Annotated in this window: 12 protein-coding genes; 9 read left to right on the forward strand and 3 right to left on the reverse strand. The window is 71.5% G+C overall.

The annotated features are described in order from the left end of the window. Positions 1 to 4 precede the first annotated feature (4 nt). Positions 5 to 1,618, reverse strand: coding sequence for a sensor histidine kinase (locus ACE3N6_RS06370; protein WP_374244354.1), 1,614 nt, complete (start codon positions 1,616 to 1,618; stop codon positions 5 to 7). Positions 1,619 to 1,751: 133 nt separating this feature from the next. Here ACE3N6_RS06370 and prfB point away from each other — a divergent pair. The 9 genes from prfB (at position 1,752) to ACE3N6_RS06415 (ending at position 13,685) form a co-directional block, all read left to right on the forward strand. Then, a protein-coding gene (prfB, locus tag ACE3N6_RS06375; protein ID WP_374244355.1) for a peptide chain release factor 2 occupies positions 1,752 to 2,856 on the forward strand; the annotation gives its coding sequence in 2 pieces (ribosomal slippage) (positions 1,752 to 1,832 and positions 1,834 to 2,856; 1,104 coding nt in all). 62 nt (positions 2,857 to 2,918) lie between these two features. Continuing rightward, positions 2,919 to 4,181: a hypothetical protein gene (locus tag ACE3N6_RS06380; RefSeq protein WP_374244356.1), complete on the forward strand. Its 1,263-nt coding sequence runs from the start codon at positions 2,919 to 2,921 to the stop codon at positions 4,179 to 4,181. Between the two features lie 13 nt (positions 4,182 to 4,194). Next, positions 4,195 to 5,559, forward strand: coding sequence for a hypothetical protein (locus ACE3N6_RS06385; RefSeq protein ID WP_374244357.1), 1,365 nt, complete (start codon positions 4,195 to 4,197; stop codon positions 5,557 to 5,559). Then, positions 5,559 to 6,257 carry a hypothetical protein gene (locus tag ACE3N6_RS06390; protein ID WP_374244358.1) on the forward strand — a complete coding sequence of 233 codons (699 nt, stop codon included), beginning with the start codon at positions 5,559 to 5,561 and terminating at the stop codon, positions 6,255 to 6,257. The genes ACE3N6_RS06385 and ACE3N6_RS06390 overlap by 1 nt, the downstream gene beginning before the upstream one ends. 6 nt (positions 6,258 to 6,263) lie before the next feature. Further along, positions 6,264 to 9,065 carry an AAA family ATPase gene (locus ACE3N6_RS06395; protein WP_374244359.1) on the forward strand — a complete coding sequence of 934 codons (2,802 nt, stop codon included), beginning with the start codon at positions 6,264 to 6,266 and terminating at the stop codon, positions 9,063 to 9,065. Between the two features lie 14 nt (positions 9,066 to 9,079). Then, the gene (locus ACE3N6_RS06400; protein WP_374244360.1) at positions 9,080 to 10,291 is read left to right on the forward strand and encodes a hypothetical protein; all 1,212 of its coding nucleotides are present in this window, start codon (positions 9,080 to 9,082) and stop codon (positions 10,289 to 10,291) included. A 77-nt stretch (positions 10,292 to 10,368) separates the two neighbouring features. Then, positions 10,369 to 11,472, forward strand: coding sequence for a GGDEF domain-containing protein (locus ACE3N6_RS06405; protein WP_374244361.1), 1,104 nt, complete (start codon positions 10,369 to 10,371; stop codon positions 11,470 to 11,472). A 125-nt stretch (positions 11,473 to 11,597) separates the two neighbouring features. After that, a complete protein-coding gene (gene lysS / locus ACE3N6_RS06410; protein ID WP_374244362.1) occupies positions 11,598 to 13,103 on the forward strand; it encodes a lysine--tRNA ligase in 1,506 nt (501 codons plus the stop codon). A gap of 165 nt (positions 13,104 to 13,268) precedes the next feature. Further along, positions 13,269 to 13,685, forward strand: a complete 417-nt coding sequence (locus tag ACE3N6_RS06415; RefSeq protein ID WP_374244363.1) for an H-NS family nucleoid-associated regulatory protein — start codon at positions 13,269 to 13,271, stop codon at positions 13,683 to 13,685. 87 nt (positions 13,686 to 13,772) lie between these two features. Here ACE3N6_RS06415 and ACE3N6_RS06420 read toward each other — a convergent pair whose 3' ends face one another. Beyond that, positions 13,773 to 14,501: a tetratricopeptide repeat protein gene (locus ACE3N6_RS06420; RefSeq protein ID WP_374244364.1), complete on the reverse strand. Its 729-nt coding sequence runs from the start codon at positions 14,499 to 14,501 to the stop codon at positions 13,773 to 13,775. 191 nt (positions 14,502 to 14,692) lie between these two features. Next, positions 14,693 to 17,156 (reverse strand): PEP/pyruvate-binding domain-containing protein (locus ACE3N6_RS06425; RefSeq protein WP_374244365.1); only part of this gene is annotated, 2,464 nt, incomplete at its 5' end.

Here is a 17,156-nt window from a genome sequence, read left to right on the forward strand (position 1 = left end):
CCCCTCACGCCGACGGCCGCTCCGGCGCGCATCGCGGAATCGTCACCCGGAACTCCGCCCCCTGCCCCGGCTCGCTCACCGCCTCGATGCTGCCGCCCAGCAGCCCCATCACGATGTTGCGGGCGATGTGCAGCCCCAGCCCCGACCCGCCCTGCCCCAACCGGGTAGTGAAGAAGGGCTCGAAGAGCCGCCGACGCACCTCCGGGGCGATGCCCACCCCGTCGTCCCACAGCACCAGCAGCACCCGGTCGCCCTCCAGCGCCCGCGCGGAGATCGTCACGCAGCCGGCGTCGCGCCCGGCAAAACCGTGGATCAGGGCGTTGAGCACCAGGTTGGTCAGCACCTGGCCGAGGGGGCCGGGGTAGCTGTCCAGGCTCAGCTCGGGCAGCTCGGTCTCGATACGGTAGGGCGTGTGGTTGAAGCGCGGCCGCACCATCATCAGCACCTCGCCCACCACCTCGCCCAGCTCGAACTGCCGGCGCATGTCGGTCGTCTGGTCCACCGCCAGCTGCTTGATGCCGCGCACCAGGTCGGCCGCCTTGGTCACGTTGCGGCGCAGGATGTCCTGCCCCTCCCGGGCGTCGATCAGGTGGCGGTCCAGATCGGACCGGCGCAGGGTGTTGGCGGCCACCCGCCGCTCCATCTCGGCCAGCTGATCCTCCAGGGTCGTCACCACCGTCATCGCGTTGCCCAGCGGCGTGTTCAGCTCATGGGCGACCCCCGCCACCAGCCCGCCCAGGGACGCCAGCTTCTCGGCCTCGATCAGCCCGCTCTGGGTATCGCGCAGCGCCTCCATCGCCGCCCGCAGCTCGTCGTTGGCCCGCGACAGCGCCTCCGTCCGCTCCGCCACCCGCTGCTCCAGCAGCGCCGACTGGGCCGTCAGCTCCCGGTTCTTGCCCTGCAGATCCTCGAAGGCCGCCAGCAGCGCCACCCGCATGCCCTCCAGCGCCCGCGCCACGCCGCCCAGCTCGTCGTCCCGCAGCGGGCGGATCTCGCCGCTCAGATCGCCGGTGGACAAACGCCCCGCCGACGCCGCCAGCGCCTCCATCGGCAGGAGCAGCCGGCGCTGCAGGAAAGCCATGATGAGGATGCCGCCCAGCACCAGCATCGCGATGGTGATCGACATCGTCCGGCGCACCGCGTCGCCGGCCACCTCCAGGTAGGGCGCGACGCTCATCGCCACCGCCACCTTGCCGATGGTCTCCCCGCTGGCCACGATCTCCGTCTCGCTGCGCATCACCGCCGACGCATCGGCCGGCGCCGCCCCGGCGTGCTCGACAAACGGCTGGGTGCCGGCCCGGTCGAACACCACCACCGACACGATCCGCCGGTCGTCCGCCACCAGCGCCTGCACGATGCCCTCGGCGCTGTCCCGGGCGTAATCCCACAGCGGCCCCTGCATCGTCAGGGCCAGCACCTGGGTGGTGCGGGCCAGGTCGCGGGCCAGATCGGCCCGGGCCCGCTCCTCGCCCAGAAAGCGCTCGATCGCGAAGGTGGTGGCCCCGGCCGCCATCAGCCCGAACAGCACCGCCAGCAGCGCGATCCAGCGCACCCGGGTGAGCAGCAGGCGCCCCTGACGGCGCAGGGAGCGCCGCGGCTCCGATGGAGATTTACTCATGATTCATGCTCTCGCTCCGAAGCCGCGAGCCTAGCACGCCGGCCGCGCCGCGGACGCCCCGCAGCGCACCGGCGAAAGGCCGGAAGCTCATGATATAGTTCGAGGTTTTCCCGAATCCGCCAGGGCCACGATCATGGAAGCAGAACGCCTCAACGCCATCTCCAACAAGCTCGCCGACCTGAAGGCCCGGGAGCTCGAACTTCGGAGGTATCTTTGACTACGACAACAAGGCTGAAAAGCTGATCGAAGTCAGCAAGCAACTCGAAGACCCCGACATCTGGAACGACGCCGCCCGGGCCCAGGAGCTAGGCAAGGAGAAGAAAGTCCTCGAAGGCGTGGTGCTCACCCTCGACGGCATCGAGCAGGGCCTCGCCGACGGCAAGGATCTGTTCGAACTCGCGTCCATGGAAGACGACGAAGACACCATGCAGGCCGTCGAGGCCGACGTGGCCACCGTCGAGGCCAGCGTGGGCGAGCTCGAGTTCCGCCGCATGTTCAACAACCCGATGGACGGCAACGCCTGCTTCATCGAAATCCAGGCCGGCGCCGGCGGCACCGAAGCCCAGGACTGGGCCGGCATGCTCGAACGCATGTACCTGCGCTACTGCGAGCGCAAGGGCTTCCAGGTCGAGCTGCTCGAAGAATCCGAAGGCGAAGTGGCCGGCATCAAGAGCGCCACCATCAAGGTCGGCGGCGAATACGCCTACGGCTTCCTGCGCACCGAGACCGGCATCCACCGCCTCGTCCGCAAGAGCCCCTTCGACTCCAACGCCCGCCGCCACACCAGCTTCACCTCGGTCTTCGTCTACCCCGAGGTCGACGACTCCATCGAGATCGAGATCAACCCCGCCGACGTGCGCACCGACACCTACCGCGCCTCCGGCGCCGGCGGTCAGCACATCAACAAGACCGACTCGGCGGTGCGTCTCACCCACATCCCGTCGGGCATCGTCGTGCAGTGCCAGAACGACCGCTCCCAGCACCGCAACAAGGACGAAGCCTGGTCCATGCTGCGCGCGCGCCTCTACGAACTCGAACTGCGCAAGCGCCAGAGCGAGCAGCAGAAGCTCGAAGACGCCAAGAGCGACATCGGCTGGGGCCACCAGATCCGCTCCTACGTGCTGGACCAGTCCCGCATCAAGGATCTGCGCACCAACTACGAAGTGGGCAACACCCAGGGCGTGCTCGACGGCGACCTGGACGGCTTCATCCAGGCCAGCCTCAAGCAGGGCGTCTAAGCCCATCGCGGGCTGCGGGCCGATGTGCCCGCAGCCCCACACCTCACCAGCCCTCCGCCACCATGTCCCGTCTCCTCGCCTGGCTCGGTGCCCTCCTCCTGCTGCCGCTGTGCGCCGGCCTGCTCGTCGTCGCCCTGGCCCTGGAAGACCGGCCCCTGGTGGCCGGTGGCGACGAGATCTCCGCCGCCGCCATCGCCCGCGCCCGGGACATCCTGCGCCGCAACGACCCCCGCCGCCTCGCCCCCAACACCACCCGCGAGGTGCGTGTGGCCGGCGCCGATCTCGAAACCCTGCTCAACTTCGCCGCCCGACGCGGCATCCGCGGCAGCGCCAGCCTCGATCTGCGCCAGGCGGGCGCCGACGTGCGCTACACCGCCACCCTGCCGCGCCTGCTCGCCGACCTCGGCGTCGGCCGCTTCCTCAACGTGGACGCCCGCCTCGGCACCAGCGACGGGCAGCTCCAGGTCGAGCAGGTCCGCATCGGCCGCATCCCGGTGCCCGGCCCGCTGTTCGAAGCCCTCCTCGCCCAGTACATCCGCCACACCGATCTGGCCCCCGAGATCGCCCTGCTCAGGAAGACCGTCGCCCGGGTCGCCATCGCCCCGGCCGAACTCACCCTCACCTACGTCTGGCAGCCCGAGCTGCTCGACTCCGCCCGCAAGCTGGCCATCGGCCCGGCGGAGCAGCAACGCCTCGCCGCCGCCCAGCAGCAGTTCGTCGCCGCCATCGGCCGCACCGCCCCGGGCAGCCGCAAGCTCGCCCTCGCCGACGTGCTCGGCCCGCTCCTCCAGCAAGCCGGCGCCCAGGCCGGCGCCGACCGCGGCCAGGCCTACCGCGACGTGCTGCTGGTGACTGCGCTGCACCTGTCCGGCCGCAACATCGCCGCGCTGATCCCCGACGCCGCCCGCTGGCCCCGCCCCCGCCCGGTCACCCTCACCCTGCGCGAGCGGGGCGACCTCGCCCAGCACTTCGTGATCTCCGCCGCCATCGCCGCCCACGCCGGCGAGCCCCTCGCCAAAGCCATCGGCCTCGAGAAGGAGATCGACGACGCCCAGCGCGGCAGCGGCTTCTCCTTCGTCGACCTGGCCGCCGACCGGGCCGGCACCCGGCTCGGCCAGCTCGCCGCCCGGAGCCCCGAGCGCCTCGCCGCCGCGGTCGCCGCCGGCCTCACCGACGCTGCCCTGCTGCCGTCCATCGACGGCCTGCCCGAGCACATGATGGCCGACGAGTTCCGCCGCCGCTTCGGCAGCCCCGAGGCCCCCGCCTACCGCCAGATGAGCGACGAGATCGACCGGCGCATCGCCGCCCTGGCCCTGTTCCGCTGAACCCGCCGCCCCCATGTCCGACCCGCGCACCGACGCCCCCTTCCACGACTTCCTCGCCCCCGGCGTGGCCGCCGACGACGTGCCCGAGCTTGCCCCGCTGCTCGCCGCCCGGCCGCTGCTGGCCGCCTTCAGCACCCTCTTCCACGGCAGCGAGGCCGAAGTGCTGATGCGCCTGATGGTGCTGCGCGAGATCGGCCGCGAGAACGAATCCCCCCGCTGGGGCCCGGATCAACTCCGCCAGCGCTTCGCCTTCCTCGACCCGGTCAAGCTTGAGACCGCCCTGCGCCGCCTGCGCGGCAACGGCCTGCTGGAGATCGGCGAGGACAACCTCTACGCCCTCTCCGACATCGGCCGCAACGCCGTGGCTGCGCTCGGCATGCTCCTCAGCTTCAGCGCAGAGGACGACCTCGAACTCGGCTTCCTCACCGCCCAGCTGGCCGGCCTGCAGGCCGTCGGCAGCATCACCCCGGAAGCCCTCGGCCACCTCCTCGGCAAGCTCAACGACCTCGCCTGGCACTTCGAGGACGCCATCGCCTCCGGCTCCGAGTTCCGCATCGCCGACGCCCGCCGCAAGCTCTCCGCCAACATGCGCTGGATCGAGAAGGGCACCGACGTCCTGCGCCAGCTCCTGGCCGACCCCGAAGTCCCCTTCGACCTCGCCCGGGTCGCCCAGCGCATCGGCCTCGCCCAGTCGCGGCTGGCCCGGGTGGACGCCGCCTTCCAGCGCGCCCTCAACAAGATCGAAGCCCAGCGCGTCACCCTGGGCGGCTCCGGCATCTCCTCCAGCGACGTGGCCCGCTGGCTGCGCGGCCTCGACGCCCGGCGCCTGGCCGCCATGGCCGACAGCGCCCTCGCCCCGGCGCCCGAACTCACCCTCCTCGCCGGCGGCCACGAAATCCTCGACCGGGCCGAACTCGCCCTCTCCGAAGAAGCCCGCCGGATCGAAGCCGACACCGCCCTGCCGCCCCCCGAAGACGCCCCCGCCAACCGCGCCCCCGAACAGGAAGACCTGCGCCTCCTGCAGCACTTCAGCCAGCGCCTCGCCAGGCTCGCCGAGCCCGGCGCGGAGCCCGCCAGCCTCGCCCGCCTGGTCGCCGGCGGCGGCTTCCCCGCCAGCAGCTACCGCCTGTCGCTGCTCGCCCTGCTGGCCGATGGCGGCGACGGCGACTCCGGCAGCGCCGGCCCCACCGACGGCCCCATCGGCGACTTCATGCGCCTGCCCCTGGACGTGCTCTTCGAATCGGCCACCGTGCCGGTGGGCGAAGACGAGATCGCCCGCATGTCCGCCGGTCTGGTGGGCGCCCGCGGCAGCCTGCCCGCCCCCGAAGCCATCCCGGTCCTCGCCGACCCCGACGAACCCCACGCCCCCCACGCCTGATGGAACAACAGATCCGGACCCTCACCGCCCGCCTGCTGGCCAGCCGCAGCCTGCCGCGCACCGATCCGCAGGTGCGCCGCGCGCTGGTGGACGAAGCCTTCCGAGCGGATCTCGACGCCCGCCTCTCGGCCGTCGGCCTGCAGCTCATCGACAACCCCTACGCCGCCCACGTCGCCGTGGCCCTGGCCGACGACGTGCACGAACCCGTCTTCGGCGCCACCCGCGAATACGCCGCCAGCAACGTCGGCCTCACCCGCGACCAGCTCGCCCTGCTGGTGGTCATCTGGGCCCTCATCGTGCTGCCCAAGCGCGAGCGCCAGGTCAGCCGCCAGAAGCTCGCCGACGACGGCCAGGGCGACATGTTCGGCCAGGACGCCCCCCTCGAACGCGGCGAGGAAGTCGCCGGCGCCATCGCAGAAGCCTCGCTGCTGGCCGACTTCGCCCCCGTGCTCGGCCACAAGACCTACGTCCAGGGCAAGCTCCTGTCGCGCCTCGCCCAGCTCGGGTTCATCGAACGCCGCGGCGGCATGATCCACGAAGGCCCGCTCCTCGACGTGCTCCTCGACTACCGCCTGATGGCCGACCGCATCATCTACGGCACCCTCGGCGAAGTGCTCTCCGAAGCCGGCCACCCGCCGCCCGCCCAGGCCGCCTTCGACGCCCCCGCGCCCGACACCGACGAACCGACCGACGACTGACCGCCCATGTTCCACATCAAGCAACTCGAACTGGTCCACTGGGATTACTGGCGCCGCTTCAACCTGCCCCTCGACGCCCAGATCATCACCATCGTCGGCCCCAACGGCTCCGGCAAGACCACCCTGCTCGACGCCCTGCGCACCCTGTTCGGCCTGCGCTGCTCCGGCAAGCGCGACTTCCGCCGCTACGTGCGCCGGGCCAACCGCAGCTTTGCCTGGATCCGCGCCGTGGTCGCCAACCGCCCGGGCAGCACCGGCAAGCGGCCGTTCTTCCCCTGCCTGAAGGACGAAGTCACCCTCGCCTGCCGCATCCGCCGCGCCGGCGGCGACTGGACCCGCGACTACGCCATCGCCGACGGCGACCTCCCCATCGAAGCGCTCGAAGCCAACACCGACAAGGCCGTCGAGTGGGTCGGCTACCGCGACTACCAGAGCCGCCTCGCCTGGGGCGGGCTCACCCCCGCCATCGCCAAGGTGCTCGCGCTCGAGCAAGGCGACACCGACAAGCTCTGCGAATACTCCCCCAAGGCCCTGCTCGAACTCGTCTTCGACGTCTTCGGCGACAAGGAAGTCCTCGACAACTACGCCCTCGCCCGGGAAGAGCAGATCAACGCCGAACGGGAGCTGGACGCCCTCGGGCTCGACCTCGACCGCCTGCGCGCCCAGGCCGAAGCCAAGCGCCTCGAGGCCGACCGCTTCCTCGAATGGAAGCAGCTCGACGACGAAGCCCGCGCCCTCGCCGCCGAGATCGTGCCCCGCCTCGAAGCCACAGAACTCGCCCGCGACATCGGCCACGCCCGCAGCGACATCGCCCGGGATCGGGACGACCTGCAAAAATGCAGCCTCGAGCTGATCGACCTGCAAAAACGCATGGCCGACGTCGAAGCCGAAAAAGCCGCCGCCGAAGCCGAACGCAAGGCCGCCCGCAGCGCCGACCTCGAAGCCGAGAAAGACCACCTCGTCGCCCACGACGCCGTGCGCGACGCCGAAAAGCTCCTCGCCGAACGAAGCGCCCTGCGCACCCGCCTCGCCCGCGAAGCCGGCGACGCCGCCGTCGACCTCGAAGCCGCCTACGCCAAGGCCGACGCCCGCCTGCTCCACCTCCAACGCCAGGAGCGCGAAGCCGTCGCCGCCTTCGAAGAAAAAGCCGCCCAGTTCCGCGCCACCCGCGACACCCACGGCTCGCCGGGCGACCCCGAAGTCAGCCGCTTCCGCGCCCGCCTCAAGGAAGCCGGCATCGCCCACCGGGCCCTCTCCGAGATCGTCGAAGTCACCGACGCCGGCTGGCAAGGCGCCGTCGAAGCCGTGCTGCGCCCCTACCGCCACGTGCTGCTGCTCGCCCGCGAGCAAGACCGCCACGCCGCCTGGGCCCTGGGCGAGCGGGAACGCTTCCGCCACTTCATCGTCCCCGAACTCGAACCCGCCCCGCCCGCCAACCGCGGCGCCCTGGCCGAAGTCATCCGCTTCGCCGACGCCGTGCCCCGCTGGCTCGCCGACCTCCTCAACCGCATCCAGCGCGTCGAAGACGCCGACGCCGCCCGCAGCCTGCCCCGCGAAACCGAGTGGATCACCCGCGACGGCTACCACCGCGAACGCCGCGGCGCCCGCCACCTGGGCAAGCCGGCCGAATTCCACTTCGGCGAACTCGCCCGCAAGGCCCGCCTCAAGCAGTGCGAAGCCGACATGCAGCGCATCGACGCCCGCCTGCAGCAGCTGCGCCCGCAACTCGACGCCGCCAAGGAAGACGCCGACGCCCTGCGCGCCCGCCTCCACGGCATCGAAGCCGCCCAGCTCCTGGCCGCCCGCGCCGACGCCTTCGACGCCGCCGAAGCCGCGCTGCCGGCAGCAAAAGCCCGCCTCACCGCCGCCATCGCCGCCCGCGCCGACGCCAAGGGCCGGGTCGACGCCGTCGACCAGCGCCTGCGCGGCATCGACATCGAACTCGACCGCCGCAAGCGCGAAGCCGCCGGCCTCGGCCGCCGCCTGAAAGAACTCACCGACGCCGCCGCCCCCCGCCGCACCGAGCAGGCCCGCCGCATCCTGCGCCTGCGCCGGCTGCGCCGCGGCATGCCCGCCGACTGGCGCGACCCGCAGCAGAACGCCCTGCTCGCCGACCGCTACGGCGACGCCCGCGGCGCCCGGGCCGAACTCGAACGCCTGCGCCAGCGCCTCACCGACGGCGACTGGGTCACCGACGACACCGTGCTCACCCTCGCCGGCCGCCTCAAGGCCGACGTCACCGAGCGCGAAACCCAGTACCAGGAACGCGAGCGCCACTGCACCGCCGCCCGCCACATCACCACCGAAGCCCGCGCCGCCTACATCGCCAAGCTGCGCGCCACCGTGCGCCAGTACGGCAAGAACCTGCGCGCCCTGGGCGAGCTGGCCAACGTGGACGTGGACTGCCCGGTGCCCCACCTCGAAAACGACGACCGGGCGCTGTCCGCTGCCGGGCTCGAAGTGCGCTTCGACTTCGACCGCAAGGGCGCCGTCGGCCTCAACGACGGCGAAGCCTCCGGCGGCCAGCAGGTCATGAAATCCCTCATCCTGCTCATCGCGCTGCTCATGGACGAAGCCCGCCCCGGCGGCTTCGTGTTCATCGACGAACCCTTCGCCCACCTCGACATCGCCAACATCGACCGGGTCGGCAGCTTCCTGCGCGCCACCCGCGCCCAGTACCTCATCACCACGCCCGTCACCCACAACGCCAACGTCTTCGCCCCCGCCCAGCTCACCCTCGTCACCCGCAAGAAGAAACCCGGCGACGACTGGGCCCCGCCCATCGGCCTCATCCAGCGGGCGCTCTGACGGTCGGGGCGCGCATGGACTGGAGCCCTCCCGACGCCAACGGCGTGCGCAGCTGCCGCCTCGACGACCCGCTGCGGGCCAGCCTCAAGGGCCAACGCCGGCTGCGCCGCGGCAGCCCCCGGCCCCTCGACCTCGACACCTGGCCCGCCGACGACCGCACGCTCCTCGCCGACTGGGTGCGCAAGGCCGCCGACAAACCCCTCCGCCACGACACCCTGCTCCGCGCCGCCGGCCCCACCCGTGCCATGAGCGCCGACCGGCTCCTTCAGACTTTGCTCCGAGCCGGCTCGGTCGAGATCGAAGAGCGCCATGAGCGAGGACATTGGAGGCCGTGGCAGATCCGCTTCCTCGACCCCGCCGGCCTGCGCCGCCAGCTCGGCCTGCCCGAACCCGACGCCGCCCACAAAGCCTGGGCCGAAGCCCGCCAGCACCGCTTCACCCTCCCCGAACTCGACCACGCCGCCAACGCCCTGGACGCCCTCCCGCCGGCCCGCGCGCTGGCCCGCCACGCCCTGCTCGACGCCCTCGACCGCTGGCAGGCCGACCAACGCGCCGGCACCTGGCGCGACTTCGCCCAATTCGCCCGGGGCGACACCAAGCTCATCGGCGAAGCCGAAAAAGCCTGGCTGGAGCACCACGTCCCCCTCGAAGACTTCCGCATCGGCGGCCACACCCCGCTGCTCCTGCTGCGCAGCGGCGCCACCCTGCACCTGGCCGGCGGCAGCTGGCCCCTGGCCGGCACCCCCGACTTCGCCGCCCTCACCCCTGCCACCGTCGACGCCATCGCCGGCGCCGCCCCGGCACCCCGCGTGTGGCGGCTCGTCGAGAACCGCACCAGCTTCGAGCGGGTGGCCCGCGCCTGCCCGCCCGACGAAGCCGTACTGTGGCTGCCCGGCTACCCGCCCTCCTGGTGGCGGCGGGCCGTTGCCAGCCTGCTGGGCCACCTGCCCGCCCCCGCGCAGATCGCCTGCGACCCCGACCCCGACGGCATCGCCATCGCCCTCCAGGCCGGCCAGCTGTGGGCCGATGCGGGGCTCGACTGGCAGCCCTGGCAGATGTCCGCCGACACCCTCGAAGCCCTGCCCGCCGGGCGCCCCCTCACCGACCGGGACCGCGCCCTCCTCGACAGGCTGGACGCCGGGCCGCCCCTGCCGCCGACGCTCGCCGCCCTGGCCGCGGCGCTGCGCCGGCTGCAGCGCAAGGGCGAACAGGAGGCCTGCCTCTGAGCCCCACCCGGGGCCGCTTCAGATTTCCCGGCGCCGGACGTTATTCGTCTCCACACGAACACCGCCCCGTCGCGCCCATGCCTTCGCTCCCCGCGTCGCCGTCGCCGTCCTCGCCCCGCCTGCTCGACCTGCTGGCCGGCGCCGAGGCGCTGTCGCGCACCCGGGATCTGCGCGCCATCTTCCGCACCGCCACCGAATGCGCCACCCGCTTCCTCGACGGCAGCTACGGCCTGCTCTTCGCGGTGCGCTTCACCCCGCCCGACCACACCGTGGGCCTGCTGGGCTGCTGCGTCTCGGACGGCACCGACACCTACTGGGACGACGTCTGCGACGGCAAATCCTGGCTCCCCGTCGACCCGCTGCTGGGCAGCTGCCTCGACACCGACTTCGGCCACGCCATGCACCAGGAAGGCGACATGTGGCGCCTCGCCTTCGCCATCGGCGCCCTCGGCCACGCCCGCTGGGTGCTCGAGATCCACACCCGCACCCCGCCCCGGGACGCCGACTGCGAGGCCCTGGCGATGTTCCTGCGCTGCTTCGAGAACCAGCAGCTCCAGTGGGAATACGCCAACCTCGACACCCTCACCCGGCTCCTCAACCGCAAGACCTTCGACGACGACTTCGAGCGCCTGATCGCCGCCGCCGAGCTGGCCGAGCAAGCCCTGCGGGCGCCGCTGGAACGCCGCGACCAGGCCCAGGCCATCACCCAGCCCTGCTGGCTGGGGGTCGTCGACATCGACCACTTCAAGAAGATCAACGACAACTACGGCCACCTCTTCGGCGACGAAGTGCTGCTGCGCGTCGCCGACCTGATGCGCCAGAGTTTCCGCAGCAACGACAAGCTGTTCCGCTTCGGCGGCGAAGAGTTCGTCATCATGCTGCGCAACGTGGCCGAAGACCACGTCCAGAACATCTTCGACCGCTTCCGCCGCGCCGTGGAGCGCTACGACTTCCCCCGGGTCGGGCAGGTCGCCTGCTCGGTCGGCTTCTCGCGGATCGACCCGCGCCTGTCGCCGGCCGAGCTGCTGGGCCGCGCCGACGAAGCCCTCTACTACTCCAAGGCGCACGGCCGCAACCAGGTCAATGGCTTCGACGAACTCATCATGAGCGGCAAACTGCGCATCACCACCCCCGCCGGCCAGGCCCAGATCCAGTCCGACATCGACGAAATCTTCCTGTAGCGTGCGCCGGGCGACGTTTCGCCCCCTCCTGCCCACGACGGGCGGGCTCGAATGTGTCAGAATTCAGGGCTTTGCGGCGTTTTGCCATGCCGCAACACCCGATTCCGTTGATTGAAGAGCCCAAAATGTCCGACCAGACCAACACGCCCGCCCAGGACGAAAACCACCTGATCGCCGAACGCCGTCAGAAGCTCGCCGAATGGCGTGCCACCGGCAAGGCGTATCCGAACGACTTCTCCCGGGAGAACACCGCCGGCAAACTCGACGAGATCTACGGCGAGAAGACCGCCGAAGAACTCGACGCGCTGCCCGTCGAAGTCAAGGTCGCCGGTCGCATCATGCTCAAGCGCGTGATGGGCAAGGCCAGCTTCATCACCATCCAGGATCTGTCCGGCCGCATCCAGCTCTACGTCACCCGCGACGGCGTCGGCGAAGACGTGTACGCCAGCTTCAAGCACTGGGACATCGGCGACATCGTCGGCACCGTCGGCACCCTGTTCCGCACCAAGACCGGCGAACTGTCGATCAAGTCGTCCGAGCTGCGCCTGCTCACCAAGAGCCTGCGCCCGCTGCCCGACAAGTTCCACGGCCTCACCGACACCGAGACCAAGTACCGCCAGCGCTACGTCGACCTCATCATGAGCGACGAATCCCGCCACACCTTCGTGGCCCGCAGCCGCCTGGTCCAGTCGATCCGTAACTACATGACCACCCACGGCTTCCTCGAAGTCGAGACGCCGATGATGCACCCCATCCCCGGCGGCGCCTCGGCCAAGCCCTTCGTCACCCACCACAACGCCCTCGACATGCAGCAGTTCCTGCGCATCGCGCCCGAGCTCTACCTCAAGCGTCTGGTGGTCGGCGGCTTCGAGAAGGTCTTCGAGGTCAATCGCAACTTCCGCAACGAAGGCCTCTCCCCGCGCCACAACCCCGAATTCACGATGATGGAGTTCTACGAGGCCTACGCGAACTACCGCACCCTCATGGACTTCACCGAAGGCCTGCTCCGCCACGCCGCCCGCGAGGCCCTGGGCACCGAAGTCTTCACCTACCAGGGCCGCCAGCTCGATCTGTCCAAGCCCTTCCACCGCCTCACCATCGTCGAAGCCATCCGCAAGCACCACCCCGGCTTCTCCGATGCCCAGCTGGCCGACGCCGACTGGCTTAAGCAGAAGATCAAGGATTTCGGCGAGAAGGTGAAGCCGGGCGGCCTGGGCAGCCTGCAGCTGCAACTCTTCGAAGCCTGCGCCGAAGCCGAGACCTGGGAGCCCACCTTCATCATCGACTACCCGGTCGAGGTCAGCCCCCTGGCCCGCGCCTCCGACAGCAACCCCGAGATCACCGAGCGCTTCGAGCTCTTCATCGTCGGCCGCGAGATCGCCAACGGCTTCTCCGAACTCAACGACCCCGAAGACCAGGCCGCCCGCTTCCAGGCCCAGGCCCAGGCCAAGGACGCCGGCGACGAGGAAGCCATGTACTACGACGCCGACTACATCCGCGCCCTCGAGTACGGCCTGCCCCCCACCGGCGGCTGCGGCATCGGCATCGACCGGCTGGTCATGCTGCTCACCGACAGCCCGGCGATCCGCGACGTCATCCTGTTCCCGCAGATGCGCCCCGAAGCCGACTGAGCGCCGCCCCCCAACCCGCCCGCCCGGCTCCGGCCCGGCGGGTTTTTTCCTTCAGGGCGGGTGTGACGCAGGGAACGAATGTCACACAATCGCCACCCCAGGGCCCTTCAGCCCTGATATGTTCCCGCCGTTGGTACATCGACCGTCCCCCTGCATCGCCGCCCCATGACCGAACTGAAGTCCTACGAGCTACCTGAGCTGGAAGCGCTCGCCGAGCGGATCAAGGCTGAAATCGCCAAACGGGAAGAAGAAGAGCAGCAACAGGCACGCCGCGCCCTCGAAGAAGCCCAGGCCGCAGCCCGCGCCGCCGCCGAAAAAGCCGCCCAGGAAGCCGCCCAGGAAGCCGCCGAAGCCGAACGCAAGGCACAGGAAGAGGCAGAACAGGCCGCCCGCGCCCGCGAAGCCGAAAGCAGGATCCGCTACATGCACCCCTCCAACCGCGCCCTCACCTGGTCGGGCGTCGGCCCCACGCCGGACTGGGTGCACGCCTGGCTGGTCACCGGCGGCACGCTCTACGCCCTCGAGATCGCCGCCGAAAAGCTCGCCCCCCGGCCCATCCCCGAGAGCCTGCGCCCCCGCTGAGCGCACCGGCCCGCGCGGCCGCTTCAAAACAAAAACGGCAACAATGAACCGATCATTGTTGCCGTTTTTGCTACAAATACCGTCGGGCTACCACTTGCCCAGATGCTTCAGCTTGTCCCGCAGCCCGAACACCGGGTAGCCCAGCGCGTAGGCCCGCTCGGCGTGGGTCTTGGCCTCACCGTACTGCTTGAGGTCGAAATAGGTCTGGGCCAGGAAGTGCTCGGCGTCGGGGTAATCGCTCTCCTTGTTGTCCTCGTACTTCAGCAGCACCTTCAGCGCCTCTTCGGGGCGGCGCTCGCTGAGCAGCGCCTCGGCCAGGGCCAGATAGGATTCCCGCCGCTGCGGGTGCCGTGCGATCGCCTCGGTCCACACCTTGCTCGCGTCGCCCTTCTTGCGCTGGCCGTACAGCGCGCGGCCCAGGTTGGCGCTCACGTACGAGAACATCGGCGCGTTGCGGTTCATCTGCCCGTAGGAATAGTTGAACTCGCTCACCGCGCTGTCGTAGTTCTCCGCCCCCCGTCTGGCCCGGTTCAGGTGAACCAGCCCGTAGCAGAAGTGATGGGGGCCCGGAATGCCCTCGGGCGTGCGCCCGCCGCCGGAGGTCTTGGGGCCCTCCGTCACGCCGCCGCGCAGCTCGAAGGGCAGCCGGTTGACGTAGATCGAGCCGACGATGGCCGGGCGGCAGAAATCCGGCAGCGCGTACCACTCGACCGGCGTCATCGTCACATCGACCGCCCGGGCCGACGTTGCGGTCAGGCCGAACAGGGCGCCCGCCCAAAGGGCGAGCAGGAGGGGAGCCTTCTTGGAGCCTTGCATGATTCAGTCGTCTCACGCGGCCAGCCGGTCGTCCGGCAGCCGTACGGGGTTCATGGTGGCCTCGCTGCACAAAACGGGTACAACGGGCGAGGCTCGATCATACACATCGCCCCGCGTCGCGACCATGACGAAAACCGCAGGCGCCGACACCCACGGGCGGCCCCGGCCCGTGCCGGATGCCCGGCGCCGGATCAGCGCGCCACCCGCCTCACCGTGCCCTGCAGGCCATCGACCTCCACCTCGTCCCCGTCGCGCAGCGCGTCGAAGATGCCCGGCAGATTGAGCACCGCCGGCAGCGCGAACTCCCGGGCCACGATGGCCCCGTGGGACAGGTAGCCCCCCGTCTCCACCACCAGCCCGCCCGCCTTCAGGAACAGCGGCGTCCAGCCGGGGTCGGTGGATGGCGCCACCAGGATCTCGCCCGGCTGCAGGCGCCCACCCTCGTCCGGGTGACGCAGCAGCCGGGCGCACCCCCGCGCCAGCCCGGTGCCGGTGGCCACGCCGCGCCAGGTGTCGCCCGCAGTGAGCGGCGCAGCCTCGGGCAACGCGCCGGTCCGACGCTGGCCCGCCGGAGCAAGGCTGAACCACTCGGCCGGCGTGGCCGCCAGCCAGTGCTCGAAGAGGGCTGCCCGCGCAGCGACCCGCGCCCGCACGCCCGATGCCGGGATCGCTCCGCCTGCTGCCCGCCTCACCTCGGCGGGCAGCAGCAGGAAGATGTCGTCCGGCCGGGCCAGCATGCCGTCGCGCACCAGATGGGCGGCCACCCCCAGCCACAGCCGGCGCCCCGCCGCCAGCAGCGCGATCAAGCCGCTCCGGGCCGCCTCGCGCTGGTTGCATTCCCGGTTGGCGGCGCGGACCACCGCCGCCAGCAAGCGCGTGCGCCACCCCGGCAGCGTCCGCCGCACGCGCTGCCAGGCCGCCTCGGCCGCCGCCCGCTGGCGCGCGCGCAGCGCCTCCGGGTCGACCCCGGCGAGGGTCGGCAGCTGGTCCAGCACCTGCCCGGGCGCCTCGTCCCAGCGCGGGTTGCGCAGGTAGGTCTCGTAGTGGCCGCGATGGCCATAGGCGTCCAGAAACGCCTTGAAGGCCGCCGCGAACGCCGGGTCGTCCAGGGGCTGTGCGCGGCCGCGGGCCTGCTGCGCGAGCGCCAGCAGCGCGAACCCCTGCAGCGCCGTCACGCTCGGCTCACCGCCGGCCAGCAGGCCCGCGCCGATGGCCGCCCCCTCGCCGGGAAAGCGCTTCTCCAGCTCATCCACCAGCATGGTCAGGCTGGCCCCGCCCGCCCCCTGCAGGAAGTGCATGCCCTCCGCCTCGCGGGTCATCCGCAGCACGGGCTCCATCTGGCGGAACAGGCCGTCGCAGTCGCCCGGCAGGGGCGCGCTGCGGATCTCCCGCGACAGGGCGTGCATCGCCGCGATCTCGTCCAGGCCGCGGCGGCGCAGGGCCGGCGCCCGACGCAGGTAGCGCAGGGTGTTGCCCAGATGGCGCAGGCGCTCCCGCCAGCCGGGCGACGGCACCGGAATGCCGGGCTGGTGGCCGCCCATCATGGCGTTGAAGCGGTCCGGCATCAGCCCGATGGTGTCCCGCGCCTCCCACTGGAGGATGGACGCCTCCAGATACAGCCGCCCGTCGAACAGGCCGGCGCGCTGGGCGCCGGGCAAGAGCCGCTGGCCGGCGAGGCGCCAGCCCGGCTCGAGCAGGTCATTCACCCCTCGCCGCGAGAACGACCAATCCATCGGCGACAGCGGCGCCGGCATCACCTCGCAGGTGTTGCCACGGGTCCAGATGGCCGGCAGCTCGCGCAGCGCGGGGTAGGTGTGCCGCGGTCGGCGCGTCACCCGTCGGGCCTGGGTGAGCCAGAATTGGGTGCCGTCCCACACCCATTCCAGATCGTAGAAGGGCGCAACGAAATCCAGCGCCACCGCCGCATCCCGCAGCAGCCCCGCCAGCGCCTCGGCCTGCGCGACGGTCAGCACCTCGGCGCCGGCCTCGGCGGCTGCGACCGCCACCCGCGCCGTGCCGCCCGCCGGCGCCGGCACGCTCATCGTGGCCTTGCTGCCGCGGCGCTGCCCGATCACCCGCCAGGTATCGGTGGCGTCCTCGCCAAACACGTACTCGTCGCCGTCGGTCTCGCCGCCCACCAGGGTCTCGCCCAGGCCCCACTGGGCGTGCACCACCATCCGGTCCTCGCGGCCGCTCAGCGGGTCGCAGGTGAAGGCGATCCCCGACGCCCGCGCGGCCAGCAGCGGCATCACCACCACCGCCATCTCCGGCTCGCCGTCCAGCCCCAGGCGGGTGCGGTAGGCGGCGGCCGTGGGCGTGTCCAGCGAAGCCCACACCTCGCCCACCGCGGCCACCAGCCCGGCCACGCCCCGCACGTTGAGGCACGACCGGTAGATGCCGGCGAAGGAGGCTGCTGCCGCGTCCTCGCCCACCGCCGACGAGCGCACCGCCAGCGGCGTCTCCAGCCAGCCCCGGGCCGCAAGTTCGTCGTGGAGGCACGCGGCGAGGTCGGCCTCCGCCCCCGCCCCGCGACGGCGGCTCCACGCCGCCGGCAGCACGAAGAAATCCGGCACCGGCAAGCCGTAGCGCACCAGCAGGCCAAGCTGCCCGCCCTTGCCGCCGACGCACGTCGGCGCCGCCTCGGCCGCGCCCGAC

The organism is Zoogloea sp. (assembly GCF_041904905.1).
In the GTDB taxonomy this organism is placed as follows: Bacteria; Pseudomonadota; Gammaproteobacteria; order Burkholderiales; family Rhodocyclaceae; genus Zoogloea.